Annotated in this window: 18 protein-coding genes and 1 pseudogene; 12 read left to right on the top strand and 7 right to left on the bottom strand. The window is 59.1% G+C overall.

The genetic code is table 11. The annotated features are described in order from the left end of the window. Positions 1–18: 18 nt before the first annotated feature. Positions 19–291: a hypothetical protein gene (locus tag HZS54_RS06655; RefSeq protein ID WP_179921207.1), complete on the bottom strand. Its 273-nt coding sequence runs from the start codon at positions 289–291 to the stop codon at positions 19–21. A 595-nt stretch (positions 292–886) separates the two neighbouring features. Here HZS54_RS06655 and HZS54_RS06650 point away from each other — a divergent pair. Both HZS54_RS06650 and HZS54_RS06645 read left to right on the top strand, forming a co-directional pair. Next, positions 887–1,702: a DNA-binding protein gene (locus HZS54_RS06650; protein ID WP_179921204.1), complete on the top strand. Its 816-nt coding sequence runs from the start codon at positions 887–889 to the stop codon at positions 1,700–1,702. A 285-nt stretch (positions 1,703–1,987) separates the two neighbouring features. Beyond that, positions 1,988–2,278 carry a DUF8069 family protein gene (locus HZS54_RS06645; protein WP_179921202.1) on the top strand — a complete coding sequence of 97 codons (291 nt, stop codon included), beginning with the start codon at positions 1,988–1,990 and terminating at the stop codon, positions 2,276–2,278. A 77-nt stretch (positions 2,279–2,355) separates the two neighbouring features. On the opposite strand, the gene HZS54_RS06640 is transcribed toward HZS54_RS06645, so the two are convergent. Then, positions 2,356–3,564, bottom strand: a complete 1,209-nt coding sequence (locus HZS54_RS06640; RefSeq protein ID WP_179921200.1) for an RNA-guided endonuclease InsQ/TnpB family protein — start codon at positions 3,562–3,564, stop codon at positions 2,356–2,358. 234 nt (positions 3,565–3,798) lie between these two features. On the opposite strand from HZS54_RS06640, the gene HZS54_RS06635 reads away from it, so the two are divergent. The 6 genes from HZS54_RS06635 to HZS54_RS06605 all read left to right on the top strand — a co-directional run bounded on the left by HZS54_RS06635 (position 3,799) and on the right by HZS54_RS06605 (position 8,672). Continuing rightward, complete coding sequence (locus HZS54_RS06635) at positions 3,799–4,158, top strand: MarR family transcriptional regulator (RefSeq protein ID WP_179921198.1); 360 nt, start codon at positions 3,799–3,801, stop codon at positions 4,156–4,158. Then, positions 4,155–4,496, top strand: a complete 342-nt coding sequence (locus HZS54_RS06630) for a type II toxin-antitoxin system PemK/MazF family toxin (protein WP_179921196.1) — start codon at positions 4,155–4,157, stop codon at positions 4,494–4,496. The genes HZS54_RS06635 and HZS54_RS06630 overlap by 4 nt, the downstream gene beginning before the upstream one ends. A gap of 356 nt (positions 4,497–4,852) precedes the next feature. Further along, entirely contained in the window at positions 4,853–4,996 is a 144-nt protein-coding gene (locus HZS54_RS26035; protein WP_218927125.1) for a hypothetical protein, read from the top strand. A gap of 362 nt (positions 4,997–5,358) precedes the next feature. Further along, the gene (locus HZS54_RS06615; protein ID WP_179921194.1) at positions 5,359–6,630 is read left to right on the top strand and encodes an RNA-guided endonuclease TnpB family protein; all 1,272 of its coding nucleotides are present in this window, start codon (positions 5,359–5,361) and stop codon (positions 6,628–6,630) included. 173 nt (positions 6,631–6,803) lie between these two features. Beyond that, positions 6,804–8,009, top strand: a complete 1,206-nt coding sequence (locus HZS54_RS06610) for a Fic family protein (protein ID WP_179921192.1) — start codon at positions 6,804–6,806, stop codon at positions 8,007–8,009. Positions 8,010–8,144: 135 nt separating this feature from the next. After that, positions 8,145–8,672, top strand: a complete 528-nt coding sequence (locus HZS54_RS06605; RefSeq protein ID WP_343063089.1) for a DUF6735 family protein — start codon at positions 8,145–8,147, stop codon at positions 8,670–8,672. Positions 8,673–9,336: 664 nt separating this feature from the next. Here the strand turns inward: HZS54_RS06605 and HZS54_RS06600 are convergent. The 5 genes and pseudogenes from HZS54_RS06600 to HZS54_RS06580 all read right to left on the bottom strand — a co-directional run. Further along, positions 9,337–9,567: pseudogene (locus HZS54_RS06600) on the bottom strand (DUF8025 family protein); the annotation flags it as partial. A gap of 97 nt (positions 9,568–9,664) precedes the next feature. Then, a complete protein-coding gene (locus tag HZS54_RS06595; RefSeq protein WP_179921190.1) occupies positions 9,665–10,549 on the bottom strand; it encodes a DUF4352 domain-containing protein in 885 nt (294 codons plus the stop codon). Between the two features lie 385 nt (positions 10,550–10,934). Then, the gene (locus HZS54_RS06590) at positions 10,935–12,338 is read right to left on the bottom strand and encodes a right-handed parallel beta-helix repeat-containing protein (protein WP_179921188.1); all 1,404 of its coding nucleotides are present in this window, start codon (positions 12,336–12,338) and stop codon (positions 10,935–10,937) included. 349 nt (positions 12,339–12,687) lie between these two features. Continuing rightward, the gene (locus HZS54_RS06585; protein ID WP_179921186.1) at positions 12,688–13,686 is read right to left on the bottom strand and encodes a hypothetical protein; all 999 of its coding nucleotides are present in this window, start codon (positions 13,684–13,686) and stop codon (positions 12,688–12,690) included. Positions 13,687–13,815: 129 nt separating this feature from the next. Next, entirely contained in the window at positions 13,816–14,562 is a 747-nt protein-coding gene (locus HZS54_RS06580; protein WP_179921184.1) for a hypothetical protein, read from the bottom strand. A 501-nt stretch (positions 14,563–15,063) separates the two neighbouring features. Between HZS54_RS06580 and HZS54_RS06575 the strand changes: the two genes are divergently transcribed. The 4 genes from HZS54_RS06575 (at position 15,064) to HZS54_RS06560 (ending at position 19,537) form a co-directional block, all read left to right on the top strand. Further along, positions 15,064–15,693 (top strand): cupredoxin domain-containing protein, encoded by a 630-nt coding sequence (locus HZS54_RS06575; RefSeq protein ID WP_179921182.1) that lies wholly within the window; start codon positions 15,064–15,066, stop codon positions 15,691–15,693. Positions 15,694–17,579: 1,886 nt separating this feature from the next. Beyond that, complete coding sequence (locus HZS54_RS06570) at positions 17,580–18,389, top strand: DNA-binding protein (RefSeq protein WP_179921180.1); 810 nt, start codon at positions 17,580–17,582, stop codon at positions 18,387–18,389. A 216-nt stretch (positions 18,390–18,605) separates the two neighbouring features. Then, positions 18,606–18,971 carry a hypothetical protein gene (locus HZS54_RS06565; protein WP_179921178.1) on the top strand — a complete coding sequence of 122 codons (366 nt, stop codon included), beginning with the start codon at positions 18,606–18,608 and terminating at the stop codon, positions 18,969–18,971. After that, positions 18,968–19,537, top strand: coding sequence for a hypothetical protein (locus HZS54_RS06560; RefSeq protein ID WP_179921176.1), 570 nt, complete (start codon positions 18,968–18,970; stop codon positions 19,535–19,537). The genes HZS54_RS06565 and HZS54_RS06560 overlap by 4 nt, the downstream gene beginning before the upstream one ends. The last annotated feature ends 972 nt before the right edge of the window (positions 19,538–20,509 follow it).

Genomic DNA, 20,509 nt, shown 5'->3' with positions numbered 1-20,509 from the left:
GAGCTCTGGATTAAACAGCTATTCGGTCATAAAACGGCTTGTATCGCCTGAGAGCATCGTATCGGCGCCACGTGCCATCTCGACAGCGTCTTCAAAATCTTCGTCTCCAAGGAGCTGGCGAGCGGTCTGCTCGGCGATGGCTCCTTCGTCGTAGAGATCCAGAATCCGTGCGCGATCGGAATCATCTAGGCTGGCGTGAATGGCCGAGACGACAGGACCCTCAATCGACTCTTCAGTCACCTCTTCAGCAGCCCGGACAACCTCACTCAGAGAGTCGATTGATTTAGACATCTGATTCCTCTTAGAAGGAAATTGGCGGTTGTGACGAATAAATCTTGCTGTCAGGACCCAGTGTCAATGATGTAACCTGGGCGATCCCGCTTGAATCGCACTGATCTCGAGATCGCTTGTTCGGTGGTCTCCAGCACGCGTGACAGTTTGGCTGTACTCTGTACTTCGTTCCGGCCCGCCCCGCTCGCCGCTTCGCGCCCGGAGCGTCGCTCGCGACTGACCATTCCGGGCGTGCGGGCGCTCTCCGCACCGCGAGCGCCCGTACCGGGCTAAAGTGCATGTGCCTTCGCGCCAGCGGGTCTCCCGTTTCGGTCCCGGACTTCCGGAGGCTTCCGGGACGCTCCGCCCCGCGACGGACGTCGTTGCGGTCGCGGGCGAAACGGGGACTCCGCTGGACGCGCGCTCCGGGCGGGTCGGCGCGCGGTGCTGGCTGGTGGGTCCTCGAAAGCGCGCGCTCGTCGCGCCCGAGGGGCGCGAACGAAGGCGCGAGCGAGCGCGCGCAGTTGTGTCTCGTCGGACGTGTCGTCGGAAAACCGCGATGTAGCAGCATCACGGTGGCGGCGCGTGAGCGCCTTCGGAACTTGGTGAAGCTCCAATGTCTAGTGAAACGCGATTCGGTAATGAAGTTTCGGTCGAAACGCATCCTGAATACAATACGGACGACGAGGCGGTGGTCGACGAGCAGCCGGAACTACGGCGGTCGGTCGACCAGGAGATACAGGGGAAGGTCGATACGAATCACCCGGAGGCCAGGCCGGAAGGCATGACGCTGGAAGGCGAAGAGAAGTTCAGAGCGCGGGAAGACGAAATTCGAAGCACACGCCAGCGGCTGGATAGACGGCAGTCCTCAGACCGAGAAGAGCGGACGCGTGAGGTAGTCGGGTCACAGACGCGCTATGCGACGGAAGAGCTCCCTGAAGATCCACGGACCAGGTTGAGCCAGGAGCAGTTGGCAGAAGTGAACGAGCGCGCAGCGCAGATCGCGGAGGAACTGGACGAGCGTTCCAGGGCGGGGGCGGCGTATCGGCTCGCACAGAAGGTCGCCGAAGGCGTGGATATGCTGAACGCGGCGTTGCTGGTCAAAGAGGAGTTGCACGCCTCACCCGGAGTGGCTGTCCCGATCGAGACGCTCGAGGAGGTGCCACGGTCGACGGTTGACATCGAAGGAACGGTCGTGCAGTTGTGGGATGCCCAGAGCCCGGCAGTGTGTCAAGTGGGGCTGATCGAAGACGACTCGGGGCGGACGAAGTTCACCATCTGGGAGAAGAGTGACCAACCGTGGGTCGAAGAAGGCCAGACGGTGCGACTGCGCGAGGTCGAGAAGAGCTGGTACGAGGGCCGCGTCTCGGTAGCCGTCACGGGCTGGTCCAAGGTTGAATTCCCGGATCGCGGACGGTGGTGGGACGAGTAAGGCAGAGGGACCACTCTCGTTTTTTATTCGGTGCCGGACCGGCCCGACCCCGCCTCCCCACCCTCCGCTCCGTGCTCGCTTCCAGTCGTCGCTGCGCGCGCAGCCACGACCTCAGTTTTGAGTAGAGCCCGCCAACACGAATCTCGCAGAAGGACATCCTGTTCATCAACACCGTCGCCGTCATCGGCTATCGCGACCTACGTCCGGATTGACCCGTACAGCACGACTTGTTTGTCCGCGCCAGAAGGCGTGCAGCGCGCGACAGCGCGCGCCGCGTGATTCACCATGGCAGGTCCAGATCCCTTCGACGACACAAGTGTCGACCACGAACAGCTCGAGACCGAATTGCTTGCCCAAGACCACGATGTCGAAAGCGTTGCGACGGCGGACATTGACGACGCGACGGCCCGTCGCCTAGTTGACGAGCTCGTCGACGCGGACATCGTCACACTCGTTCCCGAGAACTGCGTGTTCGTTCACGACCCGAGCGGCACTGCCTTCGACTCGCACTTGCAGCTCGCTGTCTTCCACCGCGGCTGGACAGCGGCCCGCGACACCGACGCGGAGGCCAAGTAAACTACCCCCCCTACTTCGCTCGGGGGCAATGGCCCCGCTCGCTCGTTGCGGGGAGGGCTTTCGCGTGGACTCCCGTTCTACGCCTCAGATGTGGCGGGAAGATTGTACGCTCCACTCACGGTCAGCGTCCCGCGATTCAAGCGCACGTCTACGGGTGCGCCTCCGTCGTCTGCGTTTTGCCGACGCCGGAGATACTGCAGGCCGATGTTCTTGGAAGCGTTGTAGTCGGCGTGGTTCTGGTAGCCACAGTCCTGACACTCGAAGTCCTCGCCGTTGCGGTTGTCGTCGTGGGTAAACCCACAGGTCGAACATCGCTTCGAGGTGTTCCGTGGATCTACTTGGACGGCTTCGACACCCTGCTCTCTGGCTTTGTAGGCGACATACTCGTAGAGCCGACGGAATGCCCAGAGATGGTGCCACGACGTCTGTGGGACGCTCTCACGGATGTCGGTCAAATCCTCGAACACGATATGCGAACAGTCGTGTTCGGCGGCTTCGGCGACGATCTCGTTGGCGACACGATGCAGGAACATCTCGAAGCGTCCGTCCTCTTTGCGCTCGACGCCTGCTATCGCCTCGTGTGCCGCTCGCGTTCCGCACTGTTGGAGGTCGCCACGCCGGTTCTCGTACTCGCGTTTCCAGTGGTTGAACTCGTCTGCCGACCAGAACTGTCCGGTCGAAGCGACTGCGAGCTGGTTCACACCGAGGTCCACACCGAGGACTGTTCTGTGCTCGGTCGTGGTGTCGGTGTCGTCGTCCTCTTTGAGCATCGACGCATGGAGATACCAGTCGCCGTCGCGTCGATGCAGTGTTGCCCGCCGAAACTCGTAGTCCTCGTTGGCGACGTACTTCGTCGGCGGTAGGTCGGCATCGTCGGGCAGAATATAGTCACACTCGATTCGGCCGTCCGGCGTTGACAGCGACACGCGGTCACGGTGGAACGTGGCACTTCGCTTGTCGTAGATAGCGGTATCTGCCGAGAACGTCGGACGGGACGTATCTTGGTCGTTTTTGAGCCGTTCGACACAGCTTTTGATGGCTTCGACAGCCTGATGAATCCCTTTCTGGACGAGATTCGCGGTCAACTCCGTGTCCTCACGGAGTTGGTCGTACAGCGCATCGTCGGCCTTCGCCTTGGATGTGACGTGGTAGCCGTCGTCGCCGTGCCAGCACCACTCGCTCGCGGTGTTGGCACAGTATTTGAATTGCTCGACAGTCTCCCGCAGGTGCGTATCCGCGCCTTCGGGCGTGTCGAGCTTGATAACGGCGGTTCGACGGTACTCCACGATGGTTCATATGTCTAGTCGTGGTTACTTAATGATTGGGAGTTAGCAGGCCACAGTCCGGCGGCTGATTAGTACCGGGTCGGTTTCCTCCCCACCCTACTCGCTTGTGCTTCCGCCGGGGCCGGAAGCCCGACGCTCCTTGAGGGCGGGGCCTCCACCTCGAATTAGGTGAGACGCAACCCAACGAACCAAACAGTCCAAATAGCTATGTTTCAACACCACCAACACCACTCTATGTCCGGCGGCACCATCGATATCGACGAGTTCGAGGACGCCGATCCCGACGAATTCGAGGAGCGAACTGACACCGAGCGGATCGTGCAGTTCCTTGACGACCACGACGACCGAGCGTGGAAGGCAGCAACGGTCGCCGACCGACTCGAACTGGAGACAGACGCTGTCAGTGCGATCCTCTCGCGATTAAAAGAACGCGGTCTCGTCCGACACAAGCGCCCGTACTGGGCGATCACAGACGACGAGGAACGGCTCCAATCGGCCTACCAACTCCACCGACACCACGAGACTGCGGACGACCAGTACGGCACAGAGCGTCTCGAGAAGCTTCGGACTGACGAGATGGAGCAGGTACAGTGACTGCGTTCGAGGAGTTAGCACGCGGCGACATCATCTGGGCGAGCGATCCACTCTCGGAGAAGGGTCGCCCGATGCTCGTGCTGGGAACCCCGCAGTTCCCGAACCACGGGGTGCAACTTATCACTGTCTTGATTTCCACGAAGACCTATCACGAGGAATCACTCACGCTCCAAGACGACGACTACGAGGGCGACCCACTTGGAGAACGAAGCCACGTCCTCCCGTGGTCGCTCGCGACGCTGACCAGTGCTGCGGATGTCGACCACTACCTGACCTCGCTCGTCGACGAGCGAACTGAGGATGTGGCGAGCCAGTTGGTCGAATACATCACCACCTGAACAGATTTGGCTGCGGTCAACCGCGATACGGAAAGCGCAGGAGCTCCATCTTCCGACAGTTACTGGGCAATCGGAGAAGCAGACGAGGTGGCCGCCTACACGAGCCTGGTTGAGAGCACACGCACCGCAAACGACCGCTTCGGTGAGGAAGATATGGACGAGTGGCTGGAACACGCCGTCGACGACGCGGATACCGGATGAGCTACCAACGAGGGATGTCGTCTGGGGCCGGATCCGTTCAAGTCAGATGAAAATCCGCGCCCGTGGCTGATCCTGAACAACGATAGCCACCCGTTCGGCGACGAGTAGCACATGACGGTCACGCTGACGACGACGCCGACTGGATCGAGGGTGGGATGCCCCAGCAGAGTTACGCCTCACCGTGGGCGGTGGCATCGCCGAAACACGCCGCGATCGTTCGACGGCAGGGCCGACTCGAAGAATCGTTCGTCCAGACCATCGTTAACGCGCTCGAACCCTATCTCGAAGCACCGAACTAAGAAGAACGAATTTGAAATCGAATTCTCGTGAATTGGGGATTTTTATCGACTATCTTGATACAGCGAGAGAATCCCGCCCTTCCCGCGAAGGACGAGTGTTCCGACGCTCTGTTGGAACCGAGGACTGAGCAGGGCGGGAGTGAATCGCGTACGCTCCGTGCCACAATCTCCGTGACTGTTGCCTGACTGAATACCCAACGTAAGTATTTAATAGGGCAGAAACGTACAAATTCTTGTGCGAACAGAGATAGATATGGAGCGCGGTGGCGACCTACACGAGCGAGTCAAAGAGTACGCTCGTGAGAATGGCATCCGCCATCCGCGTGCCTACCGCGAGCTAATTGAACAAGGGTTAGAGACGGATGGAAACGACGACTAAGACGCTCGAAGCGACCCTCGCGCCGCCGACAGCACACAAGGAGCGGAAACTGTGTGACCTGCTCGAAACCTACCGGGAGGGGCTACACGAGGCGTTCGACACTGGGTGTGACACGATGAGCGCAACCAGTGATGTGGTGACGCCCTACGACCTGCCGTATCAGGCGAAAGCGGCTCTGTGCAACTACGTTCCACAACTGTACGACACCTACGACGCACAGGAGTTGGACGACGAACACCCGGTTCGCCTCACCAATCAAGCCGCCGAGTTTGACCACTCGGCGGCGCGTGACTACGAGTTTACGTGGTGGGCACCACAACCCGGTCGCGGAACGAATTTCTGGATACCGCTTCGCATCAACCCCGAACAAGAGGGTCTGTGGCACGCCCTCGTGGACGGGGACGCTTCGGCAGGCCAACTCCGGCTGCAACGGAATCGTACATCGTGGACGCTACACGTCACTGTCGAGTTTCCGATCGAAGAACCTGATTACGCGACAGACGGCGACGACGTGACGCACATCGGTCTGGACATTGGTGAAACCGCCCTGATAACGGGCTGTGCCCTCAAGGACGGTTCACCAACTGGCCCGTTCGTGTGTGACGGGAGCCGTGCGAAGCACCTTCGCAAGGAGATGCACACCACCCTGAAACGACTCCAAGAGCGTGACGCCGCTAAGTGGCGGATGGACGAGCGATTCGACCACTACCAGAACGCGCTCACCGATATTGTCGAGAAGGCGTCTCGGCAGGCCGTGGAGTACGCCCGGCAATTCGAGAAACCGGTTCTGGTGATGGAGAATCTGACGTACATCCGCGAAGAATTGGACTACGGCGCGTACATGAACCGGCGACTCCATGCGTGGGCGTTCGCTCGGTTACAGAACCGCGTCGAGGACAAAGCGCGAGAGGCCGGTATCCCGATCAAGTACGTCCGACCGGAGTACACCAGCCAGACGTGCCACGAGTGCGGCCACATCGGAAACAGAGCCGCACAAGCCACGTTCCGGTGTACTAACGACGAGTGCCACATCACGGCGTTTCAGGGCGATATAAACGGCGCAATCAACGTTGCACAACGGGCTGACCCGTGGGGAGAGAGCGTGCCGCTGAAACCGGCAGGTAATGACTCACCTCGGGATGGGAGTGCCTGTGACAGCACCACGACCCACCGTGAGACGAGCGAAAAACACTCGCAAATGACTCTCTCGGCCTTCCACGGGTCGGAACCCTCTGCCAGCAACAGCGAAACGTAGCTGGTATTCCCATGCCGGGAAGCCGCGCCGTTTACGGCGCGGAGGATGTCACATCGAATGAATAGAGTCTTCAGTGAAACCCCTCTGGCCTTGCGTTTACTAAGCGGGGAATCTCGCGATCTAGCTAAACGATATGCGAAAAACCTTTACTTACATCCAGAGAACCACTGCTAATGAAAGATGGGTACCTCATCGATTCACCAGCACCGGGAAAGTACCTGTCCACTGATTCCAGCGCATCCCTTCCCGCATCGAAGTTCTACCTGCCGGATGATCTGCCTCCGTCGATAGATCTGTCCCCGGCAGTGATTGAGGCAAACGGCCGAGCGATGCACTCTCTCGGCCGGCTCGACGGGTTCTGGAGTGAGATCGACGATCCCGACACCGCATTTGGGCTGTTCGTCTACAAGGAAGCTGAACAGTCGTCTCAGGTCGAAGGAACGCAGGTGACTGTCTCGGATATGTTACGGTCAGGGTCCGATTCCAAGGATGTCAGGGAAGCCCGAAACTATGCGGAGGCATTGCGGAGCGCTACCAACACTTTAGCCCGGGAGGGACGAAGCCGAGAGAACCTCTCTCTCACCCTCGTCAAATCGCTCCACGAGTCGCTCATGGAATCTGGCCGTGCGGACGACAATCCCCGTCCGGGAGAATTCCGTACGGGGTACGTTTGGATCGAGGAGGACAACGAGAGTGGATTTGGGAAGAGCATCCGATTCGTCCCACCGAAGGCGAGCGCCGCTCGTTCGAAGATGGGAAATTTCGAGGAGTATATGCAGTCCGGCGGTGAGTATCCGGATCTCGTCGATATCGGAATGTTGCACTACCAACTCGAGACCGTCCACCCGTTCGCCGATGGCAACGGACGCGTCGGCCGTCTACTCATCGTCTTGATGCTAATCGCATCGGACATCCTCGTTCATCCGCTGTTTTACCTCAGTTCGTATATCAGGCGCAACCGAGACGAGTACACCGACCTCCTCCTGGCCGTCAACGAGGAGGGAGACTGGAATGCCTGGCTTGAGTTCTTCCTGAACGGGATCAGAGAGCAAGCAGACGAAGCGTTTAGCCGTGCGAAGCTCCTCCTCCGGCTGCGAACAGCGTACCGGGATCGATACAGCGACGCCCCGCCCTCGGTCCGTGCACTCGTCGACGCCATTTTCGTCGAGCCAATCTTCACCGTCTCACGGGCAGCGGAGTTGATCGAGATGTCCAATCCGGCCGCGAACAACGCAGTCAACCGACTCGAGGCCGATGGGCTGCTCGAGGAACAGACTGGCCAGGAGCGGTACCGTGAATTCCAGGCCACGGAAGTTCTCGAGGTGTTGAATCGAGATGTCGAGGAGATCCCCTCACCCGGGGAACTCATCGCTGAGTGAGTCGTCTCAAAGCAAAAGGTACCACACGATGTCTGGGTAGTGGGTCGAATCTCGATACCATACTGACCGCGATACTGGGTATTCTATCACCCCCTGAGGGGTGCGGGGGAACTAACGAGTCCCTCGCAAGTACCAATGGGACATTGCGCACTCATCGCCAACGAACGGCCGGATAGTACCTACAACTGCCATTACACCCACTGGGGTGGGATGCATCTCAGGCTTAAGCGAGAGATCAGTCACGAGACGCCCTTTGGGGGTGATCAGCCGAACGAAACGAGCCAATCTATCTGTGCGCAATTGCTCGAAGCGACGACCGAGACCGCAATTCAGGATGCACTCGCCGGCCGTGAATCACCATCGCTCCCGGTCGGTATCGACCCGTGGGCGACGCGTTGCACCCTCGAGGAGATCATCACCGAGCATCTGGAATTCCTGCACCACGAAGCGTTCTACGTCGTCGACAGTGACTTCGCGGTGACTGCCTATCGGACACATTGGTTCGGGCTCCAGTACGACTGTACTGCAGTCGAAACCGCACCCACAGTCGGCAATGGGGCGCTCAGAACCGTGCGATGGTACGACGGCGAGCCGGTCGGCGATGGCTTCGCGCAGGGTGAGTTCCACGCGCTGAAAGCCGTCGCCGGCGACCTTATACGTTGAACAGGCGCAATACCACGACGTTCACGCCGTGGATACGTGCCGTCACTTGGGAGAGAACCCACGTTCGACAGCACTCTGAGTTTCAGAATACTAGCGTTTAAGTGACAGGCACTCCTCTCAACAGGTAGGAATCGGTCGGAACGGGGCGGATTCCGAACCGTCCTTCGGAGGCGGCCTGTCCGCCCGCGTAACGAGACAGTATCCGAAAGAACAGTCGGTGAACGCCACATCCTCGAAAGGTGTGCCGACGTGCCGACTGCTCGAAGCACACCAGACGATACCCCCGAGTCCGTTAACGCCTGCTGGCGTCCCCGTGGCCAAAACAACACGTTGGGACGCCAAACACGGTTGAGGATAGGGGTAACGGCCACTTGGCATGGCCAGCAGTCCACCAGTCCGAAACCGTGGGACTACCCGCGCCCGAAAGGACTGGTAGTCCGATGATTGGACTGCAAACCTGAAACTCCCACCGCTCGGGATTCCTCCGCGTTTACGCGGAGGAGGGTGTCAATTAACAAGCTCTTTTCGATAAGTACGAACCCCTACTGAGCAGCTGATTCATCACCAAGAGTTCTGAAATCAATCCGTTGTGAATCGTGCTGTGATAGCCTCAGCAGATCAGAGGTAGATCTGAGGCCACGCCGTCAAAGGAAGGATTGGTCTCTCAGGGATCGTCCACCCGCTCAACGGTGATCGTCAGGTCACCCGACTCGTAGTCGGCCTCAAACTCGACGGCGAACGCATCCGATTCGGAGGCGGCGTGGTAGGCGCGGTGGCGTTCGAGCAAGCCGCTCGCCGTGAAGTGGAAGAACGCGACCGCGGTGTAGGGTTTGCTCTGGGTTTCGATCTGTGTCTCGACCGCTGCGGGCAGGACGACCTAGGGCGTCTCCGTGTCGTCAGTGAACAGGACGGGAATGACATGTCCAACGTTCACTCCAGTGTGGAGTGTGAACGGGAGTCCACCGACTGGCTCACCAGGGTGAAGAGCTGACTCATACGTTACCGAGGGGGACGTAGTGTCGGTCAGCACCAGAAAACGAACCAGTCGCAGGAACCGTGAACAGATACATCCGACCGCGCTCGACCCGGAAGGCGACGGTCCGAGTGATGGTCTCCCCGCCCTCAAGGCGTGGGCCGGAAGTGGTGGGTGACAGTTCCAGTCCGGGTGCACGGTAGGGGCCCCGCTCCGGGATCGCGTTCGTATCCTCGTGCATCTCGTAGCTCCGTTCGCCGTCTTCGCTCACGGCCGCGAACACCCCGTCCTGGAAGGTAACGTGGTGGTCCCCAGTATTCTCGATCCGGAGCGTGACCACGAGGTACGCCTCCTCGGGGGGTTTGGCCCACTCTCTCGTAGGCCGGTCCAGCGAGTACGTCTGATTGACGGCCTGGACGGTGAGTGCGAGGTCTGTCTCGTCCTCGTCGACGACGAACTGATCTCCGACATCGTGGATCTTCGTTTCCGAGCCGAGGGTCTCGTCGGTCGCCACCGCGACCGCGGCACTTGATACCGCTCCGACGGCCGCCAGAAGGACGATCGCCACCACGACGCCACGCCGGAGTTCGAGTCCACTACGACTGGTTATCTGTCGGCGGAGCGGTGGGAGTGCGAACAGGCCGCCGAATACCGCGATACCGCCCGCAAGCGGAATCCGCTCTAGAAGGACGAGGCCAAACAGAAGCAACAGCACCCCGCCCGTCCAAGCGGCCGCCCACCCTGGTGGGATGTCGATACTGATCCGACGGTTGACCGGTGGCAAAATGTACAGACCCACCAGAACGGTGATGATACCAATCGGCGGTGCGCCGATGAGAAGCAGGAGTCCGAGGAACGTGAGCAAGACTCCCAGAACCCAGGCCACGATCGCTCTGCCGTTCATACCAACGTCCCGACCACCGAATCGCAAAAGCGCTTCGGTCACCTGGAAACTTCCCTACACAGAGAGTTGCGCAAGCCACGCAGTTTCCATCAGCTTCGGATCCCCAGCAGTCCACTTCCCACCGCCGTTTTTCGGACCCACCCCCGTTCGCCACCCCGGCGACGTAGCCGCTCCCACCCTCCACTGTAAGGCCCCATCAGCACGTCCAGAAGTGAGTGTCCGCTGTCTCACCGAGGCCGGAACCCCACCGCACGGAGACGGGGGGCACTGTCTCACAGACAGGCACGTCATCGCGATCAGCGATACCGTTTCGAGGACGAGGCGGTGGAACTACGATCGACACCGCTGCAGCCCGGGTGGAGTGATCAATACGGTTCGTCTGCCCTCACTCCGAGTGTTGTGAGAGATCCTTCGACGCGAGGGGGAACTGGTCGGTAGCGCTGGCTTCACCCGGAACCGGGCGAGGCAGGTCGATGATGCCGTCGCCGTCCTCGTCTTCCTTGTCGAACGCCGAATAGTAGTTCCCGATCTTGCGCTCCTCGTCGTAGACGTGTGCCTTCTGCCGGAGTCCCTCGCCACTCGCGTCGATGCGGATGTCGGCCCCGATGAACGCATTCCGGTGGATGTAGTCCGCGCCCTTCCCGTCGATGAAGAACTCGGCGTCGATCTCGTCCGCTCTAAAGACGTTCCCTTCCAGAGTCCTGAGCGATTTCCAGACATCCCTCCGCTTTTTGTCCTCTATCTTCCCGTGGATGGTGGAATCGCGGATCGTCGGACCGTTGTATCGAAGTGGTTGGCTCGTAGAGTAACTGCCGGATGCCTCGGGGATCCTGAACGCGAATCCATCCGCATCCGGGTGGAGCTCCGAGTTGCTGATCGACAGCCCGGACCCGCTGTCGGCGAGGAGTGCGATCCCGTTTTCGAACGTCGAGTCCTGAACTGTGCCGCCTGAATCAGGGAGTTCCGGTTGTGCTTCGAACGTCGTTCCCTGTGCCTGGAGCCTGTCCACATGAATCGGGACTTTGACCGTGCAGTTTTCAACGTTGAGGCCGCCGGTCCAGATCGGAGCATCGGCCAAGAACTGACGGACGCCAGAGACCGTTTCCTTGTCGATCGTCGGCGGGTTGATGATCGTCTTGTACGCGTTGAGAGAACCGCCGTAGCTTCCTCCGCCTTTCCAGCCCTGTGTCGGGACCTCGTAGCGGGCGTAGTTGGCCGTGATTCCCCCGTCGGTGTAGAAATAGCTGTTCTCCTGAGACGTGACCGTGAGGTGCCAGAACTCGTACGATTCGGTGAACGACAGTTCGTTGGATTCCGGTGCGACAGTGACAGTAGTCGAATCCCGACTGTCACCGACTAATGTGAGTGGCTTCTTCACGTGTAGGCCCGAGTCGCCCTGCTTCGGTTTGAGTGTGTACGACCCCGGCTTCAAGCTCACGACGTCGTTTGGTTCTGAGACTCGCCGTGCGTCTTCGAGCGTTTTGTAATCGCCCGACCCGTCTTCTGCGACGACAAATCGAGGTTCGGGCGGCTGTGGTTCCGGGCTGGGGGTTGGTGTGTCCGTTTCCTGATTTTGAGCCTGTGTGTCCGTCTTCTGGGCTGGAGCCGACGTTTCGGCTGCTGTCGGCGTATCCGTCGGAACCAGGGGATCGACATCAGACGAATCGTCGACATCGGGGGGCGTCGCCGTCGTTTCCTCAACTAGGTTGCTACACCCCGCGAGACCAACTGCGCTTGCCAACCCACCTATCCGAAGAAATTGTCTGCGACTGAATGTATCGTCGTCCATCATGTCTCATCTGCGTAACAGTCACCTTGGTTGTTATGGTATCTAGTAAGGTTCTATTCGGGGTTCAAGATGCCTGCGACGAAACCGCTCACTCAGAATCCGGTACTGAAGGTGGTTCTGGTGGCGGAATTCCGTTGAAAAGATTGGGTTAGGCGAAGTCGAGGCCCCTAATATCGAACGTGGTCCGGTGACATCGGGACTTCAAACTCATCTGGCTTCAATGGACACGGAGTTCGTCTCTGATGTGCAAGTCGAGATGATCAAATTATCCGTAATATGCGTCGATGTCCCACTACGGGGAGGATGCCGTCGAACAGTCCAGCTGCAGAGAGATCTCGATGATGAGAGGTCACCGGTCGGCGATCCCGTACGACCATGTCGGGGGACCGTCTCGGATTGTCCCGGTCAGATCGGGGATATCCGCCTCGAAAACGAGTGCACGTCCCTCCTGTCGGATCTCCTGATACGCAACAGCTCTGGGGGCCAACAGAGCCGTCCCCTCCTCGGTCGTGAACTGGATGTTGCCGTCATCGGTGCTAAATCGCTCTCCAGTTCGGGCTGCCCTGTCTGGGTTTGGATACGTGAGTATTACCCGTTTTACTTGCGCCTCGAGATCGATGCCGACAGACTGCGAACGAGGAGCTGTCTCGGCGTCTTCAATAAAAGCTGGCCCGTACGTCGTTACGATATCCATATCAGTGACGCGTCTGACGGGGTGGTCCGCCAGGTCACGTTCTGTTCCGGCCCGCTCTAGCGTCTCCTGGAGGTGGAAGTCGCTCTCATCACCTGTTAACTCGCCACCTGATCCAACTTCAGTAAGCAACAGTCCATCCTCGAGCACGATTACTGAGTGAATCAGTTGCCCGTTATCACTGACGCCGCCTCCTCCGCCTTCCAACACAGTCATCCCGTTGACTTCGCGCGCGTTCGCAGCGGTCACGTCTAGCAGGCGTTGTTTCAACTCGGATTTTGAGCTCGACTCCGGCAGCTCGAAGACAGCTACGTGGCGCTGCTCTTCTGCTTCGCCGGTGTTGTCGATCGTGAGCGCAGCCATGGTGGGGATATCTCGACTGTAATGCCAACTGCTCCCCTCGTGCCCGACGACGAACGGCCGTCCACCTGCGACGACTTCTTCCGGGATCAGCGGTAACCGACCCTGCTCGTTCACTCGGGCTGCGGGCGCAGACAGCCACGACATGAACTCCGGCCACGTCACATTCGACATCGTCTCGACGTGTTCGTAGAGTTCGGTGGGCTCCGCATAGCCGGACGCGATCCCGGGGCCGTTTTCGGACGGTTTGATCCAGTTCGAGTTGTGGAGTGTCACGTCACGCTCCTCCTCGTCCAACACCCCTAGACACCCCGCCAACCCGGCACTCGCGGCCGCGCCGCCCAAGGTTCGAAGTGCTGCTCTCCGGTTCAGATGCGGGCTATCGGACATGGCCTCGATCACTCCTGAGTGGACACGAATCGGGCATCAAAATTGGTTCTCAACCCACGAGGGACGGGAAACAGCGGTAGTTCCCAGTTCCCTGACCTCGTATGTTTTGTCTTCCTCCACATCCGTTTCTCCCGACGATGAGGTATTCACCTGGAACTCGACGTGGCGAGCGATACTCTCCGGGTCAACTGAGAGTAATCCACTTGACTCCGCAACAGTGTCGTCAAACCCATCCTGGCTCACGCTCTCCACCTCGAACTCGATAACTGTCCGACCGCTATGGTCGGTAGTCTGGACGGGTGTGAATGCTGCGATTTCGAGGATATTTTGGAGGAAATTTCCACGGACCATCTTAATTAGATGCGCCCATGCGATCTCGCCCTCGCCAGGGACCTCTTGTCGATAATACCCATTTGATCCGTGAATACTGTCGAAGCCCCTGTCGAGAGCCGATTTGTAGTATTCAGGTCCACTGGCCTCGTGGAATTTCAGATACAGATCGGTATCGTCGACAAAAACTTCATTCGTGCCGTCTGGGACTTCCACTGTCCGGTGGTGGCGCTTGTCTTGAAGGCTACTGTGGTATCGTAGACTGGTTCCCTCACGCTCTAATTCGACATCGTACCCGTTGTTGGCTAACGCTTTCTGCGTCGGAGTGACGATAGCACGGGAGTCAGTGATTCCGTCCTCGGAGGTCCCAGAGGGGTACTCTTCTTCTGGGATATCCGGACCTTGTTGGCCGAGACACCCTGAGAGCGATGTACTAACAATGCCGCCAGTCATGAAGAGTAAATCCCGTCTGGAAGTATTGAATGCCATTTATTTACGGTCTCCAACTTTGATGTTCTGTTGTCGAGACTCACCAGTATAAAATATTATGGAATACCGACACAAACTGAAGAATCCAGCCAGCTCAGGAAGACGACGTTTCAACGGGACAAGCATACTCGTCGTCACACGCGATTCTATAAGGCGTTCCTACAATATTATGTATACATTATGTTGAATAGGACCAATAATCACCAGCAGTATCGGTATTTCTAAGTGACGGGATAGAAATGCATCTGTGTGGTAACTAACGAGCAATCAACCGAAAGCGACGCATCGGCGTCGCGGGTCGGGATCGACCCGTCGCGTCGACACCTGTTGACGGCGCTAGGCGCTGCGTGTCTCCCGGGGATCGCTGGCTGTTCCGGCGATTCCTCGCCCGCCGACGGGACGACCACCCAGCCGCCGACCGCATCGCCAACGACCACCCCAACCCAGTCACCGACTGAGACAAGCATGTCCACGAGTACGTCGACACAGACACCGTCAGAAGAGTCCAGCCAGCAGGTCGATCCGCGGTTCGGATATATCGGCCTTGACCAGGAGTCACCGCCCGTCGAACCCGACCATACGGTCGATCTCCTGATCAAACCGCGCGAAAACAACCCGATCCCCGAGTTCTACTTCGAACCGACCGGACTCGCCATCGACGTCGGCGATACGGTTCGGTTCAATATCGCCACGCCACACCACAATATCAACGCCTACCATCCCGCGTTCGGCTACACGCAGCGCGTTCCGGATGCCGTCCCACCCTTCTCGTCGCCGATTCTGGCGGCCGGTGACTACTGGCTGTACACCTTTGAGCAAGAGGGCGTCTACGACATCATGTGTGCGCCCCACGAGGTCTTCGGGATGGTCGGCCGGATCGTCGTCGGGTCAGCCACTGGTCCCGGCTCCAACGCCGTCGGCGAAGCGCCTGCCCCAAGCGAACAGTCCCGCCCGCCCGAGTTCACCGCGGCGCTCGTGCTCAGCGACCCTGCGATGAGCCCCGAGACCATCGCCAATCAGGGGACGGTCAGCTGGAGTGACCTCGCCGCCGAGAGCAAGCGCCCGATGCTTCGCCCCGTCGAAGGCGGCGAGTAACTCCCTGCCGTCGGGAATTGCGACGTATCCTGGAGTGACCTTGTTCCCGGTCGGGTGGCGAGGGCGTTGCTTGGGCACACGACGCAGACGAAGCAGACGTACTGAGCAGGAGAGTCAGTGGAGAGGCCACTGAGATCAGTGGCCGATTCTACTGTCAGCAACGGATCTGTTCAGTACAGGAGGGCACTGTTCACAGGCCATCAGCGTTTTTCAACAATCGCAGCAGCATTCCCAAAGTCAACACCATTGCGACGACGAACGTAATTGCGATAATAAGAGTACCTGCACCAACCATGCGTATTCTCAGGTGCATGAGTTCAATAAGATATCGGCCCGATGCCCTCTCTGCAGCACCATCCCGACCAATCAATTCGCAAGTCTACGTATCAGCGGATTCAGCTGGTTCTATACTGAAAACAACCACCTTGTGGCTGTTTCTCTGATGCCCCAACAGTGATTCCCACAGCCGATAGTACACGCTGAAAGCCCTCAACGTGCTCGCGGTCGCTGTCCCCGAAAATCTCCGATTTTCGGGATAACGAGAGAGCTTCGCTCTCTCGAACCACGCGGGATATCCGCGCTCTCGACACCACCCGCGCGGATAGTGGCCCGCGCAGGCGACTATCGGCGCGAGCGCGCCTCGCCCGTTCAGTCCGCCAGGGTCGTGGGTAACCGGAGAAGCAAATCGAGCGTTCACACCTCCTGATCGGAGACCCGTTTGGCCACATGTCGGCCGTGTTCAGACGCTCGTCAGAGGAGTTGAGAACCCGTCTCCCGAGCCTTCGAGATGGAATCGTCGACTGATATTGCTAATTCTCGAATCGAGATTGGTCTGATCAGCATGGGTGGACTGAAGCAACCAAACTTGGACCATCGTAGCAATCGGACGAACCGAACAAACGGCGTCTGTTCACTCTGGTCAGAATCAAGCCCCTCAAAGGCCCGCCATTCGGCGTCTAAACACGGCCCAGTAAAGAGTAGTACTGAGAGACAGTGGCTGGTGGAGAACAATTATCCATTCGGCAGATAAGACTTCAGGGTAGAGAGATACAATGCAGTGTACGAGATGCGGGAACCAGCAAAACTTCACTCACCGAGTTTGGCATAAAGACGCAGACGAGCCCGGGTCTGACCGTGAACAAGTCGATCTCTGTGATCGGTGTTACTCGAAAATGTTGCAGTTCTTTGCGGGAAATGACACTGTTCAAGCGATTTCCCTCGAGGATTATCGAGGAGATTCTGGTCTCGAAGATATCGACCGGATCGACTGATCCTTCTCTCGCTGGAAGATCGTAGCACTTCGACGCGTTTTGATCGGCGGGCATCGCCCTCACGTCAGTTGAATCGATAGAGAGCCCTCGGCACGCTCGCGTCGCTGCCCGGGATAGCCGCGCTCTCGGCACCGCCCGCGCGGATTGTAGCCCGTGCAGGCGACTGCCAGGTGCGAGCGCGCCTCGCCCGTTCAGTCCGTCAGGGTCGTGGTTGGCTTACCGGTCACCGTTGTCGGCTGGTCGGTGTGCTGTGACGGCCCGCCCCGCTCGCCGTTTACCGCCCGGAACGGCGCTCACGCTTCATATCGCAGGCCAGCGCTTCTCCGTTTCGGTTCCGGACTTCCGGAGGCTTCCGGAACTCGGGGACCCGCGACGGACGTGGTTGCGTCGCGGGCGAAACGGGGACTCCGCTGGACGCGCGCTCCGGGCGGGTCGGCGCGCGGTGCTGGATGGTGAGTCCTCGGCAGCGCGCGCTCGTCGCGCCCGAAGGGCGCGAACGAAGGCGCGAGCGAGCGCGCGCAGATGAGTCTGTGTCGGACGTGGTCGTCGGAAAACCCGCGATGTAGGAGCATCGCGGTGGCGGCGCCGTGAGCGCCTTCAGGAGTTGGAACTCCAATGAACAGTAGCACGCGATTCGGTAGTAAAGTTTCGGACGCACAGGCGGCTGAACAAGAGGTCGAAGCCCCGGTCGAGGAGCAGCCGGAGCTGCGGCGGTCGGTCGATCAGGAGATACAGGGGAAGGTGGATACGAATCATCCGGAGGCCAGGCCCGAGGGCATGACGCTGGAAGGCGAAGAGAAGTTCCGAGCGCGGGAGGCCGAGATTCGTAGCACCCGCCAGCGGTTGGACAGACGCCAAGACTCGGACCGAGAGGAGCGGACGCACGAGGTGGTGAGTGGCCAGACGCGCTATGCGCAGGAAGAACGGCCCGACGATCCACGAACCAAGTTGAGTCAGGAGCAACTTGCAGCAGTCAACGAGCGTGCAGCACAGATCGCGGACGAACTGGACGAGCGGTCCAGGGCGGGAGCGGCGTACCGACTCGCGAAGAAGGTCGCCGAAGGCGTGGATATGCTGAACGCGGCGTTACTGGTCAAAGAGGAGTTGCACGCCTCACCGGGAGTCCCAGTCCCGATCGGGACGCTCGAGGAGGTCCCACGGTCGACGGTCGACATCGAAGGTGAGGTGGTGCAGCTGTGGGATGCTCAGAGCCCGGCAGTGTGTCAAGTCGGATTAATTGAGGACGACACGGGACAAACCAAGTTCACCAGTTGGACGAAGTCGGACCCGAAGCTGGTCCAGGAGGGTGACCACGTCAGGCTGCGCGAAGTCGAGAAGAGCTGGTACGAGGGCCGCGTCTCGGTGGCCGTCACGGGCTGGTCGAAGGTCGAGTTCCCGGATCGCGGGCGGTGGTGGGACGAGTAGGGTAGCCCACTCTCGTTTTTTGTTCGGCGCCGGACCAGCCCAACCCCACCGCCCCACCCTCCGCTCCGTGCTCGCGTCCTGCCGTCGCTGCGCGCGCAGCCACGACCGTTGTGGCCTGTTCAACATTTGGCGTGTTCGATTCCGAAGCTGTTGCTGTGCAAGCTCTGTGCATGCGGCGAAACGGTCATCGGTCTATGTACAGAACTTGCACACAAGATGGGCGCGAGCGACGACCCACGCCGAGTCCATTTCCAGTCGCCGGAGTATCTCGTCGATCGTCTCGATGCGATTGCGGAGCTCTTCGATACGGATCGGACCGATCTCCTCGTCGAGGCCATCCGTGAGTACATCGAAGACACCGCCGATAGCGAGACGTTCCGGGAGCTGGTCGCGACGAAGTACTATGACGACCAGCTCGAGTTCGAGACGGTCAAGCAACTGGTCGGTGCCGAGACCGCCCAGCGGCTCCGCCTCCTCAAAGCGGACCTCGAAGACGAACCACTCGATCTCGCTGCCCCCGACGATGTCGATGTCTACGATGGCGACGCGACGACGGTCGACACTGCAGACGCCGATCGATGAGCAGGCCACGGCTGCGAACGGTCGTCGCCGACACCAGCGCGCTCGTCAGTCTCGCCGTGCCTCGTGCGGACTCAGCCGTCGCGACCGACGTTCCGGACCCACTCCAGTATCTCCTTACCTCCTGTGAAGTATTCGTGCCACCGGAAGTCGTTGCGGAGCTGCGCGACATCACGCAGTCTCAGGATATCCACGCTGGGGCTGCGAACAACGTCCTCGCGGCCCGCAACCATTACACCGTCGACGATCCATACGATCACGACGAGACGCCTGATTCCCGGCCGACGTTCGGCCTCGACGACGGCGAAACCGTCGGTATCGTTCTCGCGAACGCGCTCGATGTCGATGGATTTCTCACCGACGGGTTCGGCGGGACGAACTTCCCGCTCATTCACGCCGTGCTGCAGGGCCCGCGGATCGTCCCGACACCGCGGCTCATCTGTGAGTACGCCCGGAACGGGTATCTGACCGCGGAAGAGGCTCGAACACTGATCACGACGATCAGCCCGCATCGGAGCTGGGAGAACAGTCCGTACGTCACACGATTGCTCCAGCGCCTCGGAACGTAGCCAGCATGGGGAGTATTTCAACTGGAAAATAAGTCTGGTGTATGATGGGACAAGCCCAACCAGGTGTGTTACTAGTCGGTGTCCATCATCGGCTTTTGACCTGTTCGGGAACGCTCGGTCCCGATGGCAGGTCTCCGGATTCGAAGTCGTCGATGCTCAGCAGCATATCCTGAAATTAGCGTGCTGCTGTAATCAATATACTGTCGTACTTGTGTGCTCTGCAAGCATGCCGAGTGAACCACTACACATCTCCAGTGAGTGTCCTCCGTACTCTCGTATCGGGACTAGAACTGCTCTATTCCACTCGCGTTGGCTGCGGACTGGAAGATCCGCGTGGCGTTCTGACTCTTCGAATCACTCTGAATCAGTGAATCTGCACTCGACGAACTGATCGCTATCTTATGTAACGATTCGCTCCCCCTCCCTGAGTATTGTTACATAAGACAGATCGTAGGCCACCAGCACGACCCCCATAGACTGAATCTGTTCCGACATTATCGTCAATGGTGACTGGCAGCGTCGAGTGTGCCTACGTGATTTCCGGCGACCGAGAGGAGACACCCACCCCACTGGTTCCGCTGTTAGTCTCGATAAAATCGCAGCACTTCCGTGGGGAGGTGAGGAAGCGATTTTGCCAGTGGGATGTCTGACAGACACCCCTCTATCGATGTGTTCGGTCTAGCTGGTACAAGCAGAAAGCGCTAAGAGATAGACTCTGAGGACGGGGTTGGGTACGAACTTCTGGAATTCAGCGGATTTCGACAAATCCAATCGAAAAACCGTGAGCATGGGAAACAGAACTGACCGGCCGCAAAGGACAAAGCTGACGAATGGAAGAACACTTCGAACACATCGATAGAGGTGTGTGAGTTCGTTCTAGAAAGCTAGAAGAAGAAAGGAAACAGGAAGGTGTCATGAGACAGAATATATAATATAGTCTATCGCTGTATGCGTTCTATTCTCCGATAACAG

The organism is Halosimplex pelagicum (assembly GCF_013415905.1).
In the GTDB taxonomy this organism is placed as follows: Archaea; Halobacteriota; Halobacteria; order Halobacteriales; family Haloarculaceae; genus Halosimplex; species Halosimplex pelagicum.
The sequence above is the reverse complement of the archived record's forward strand: the minus strand, read 5'-3'. Positions and strand labels throughout refer to the sequence as shown.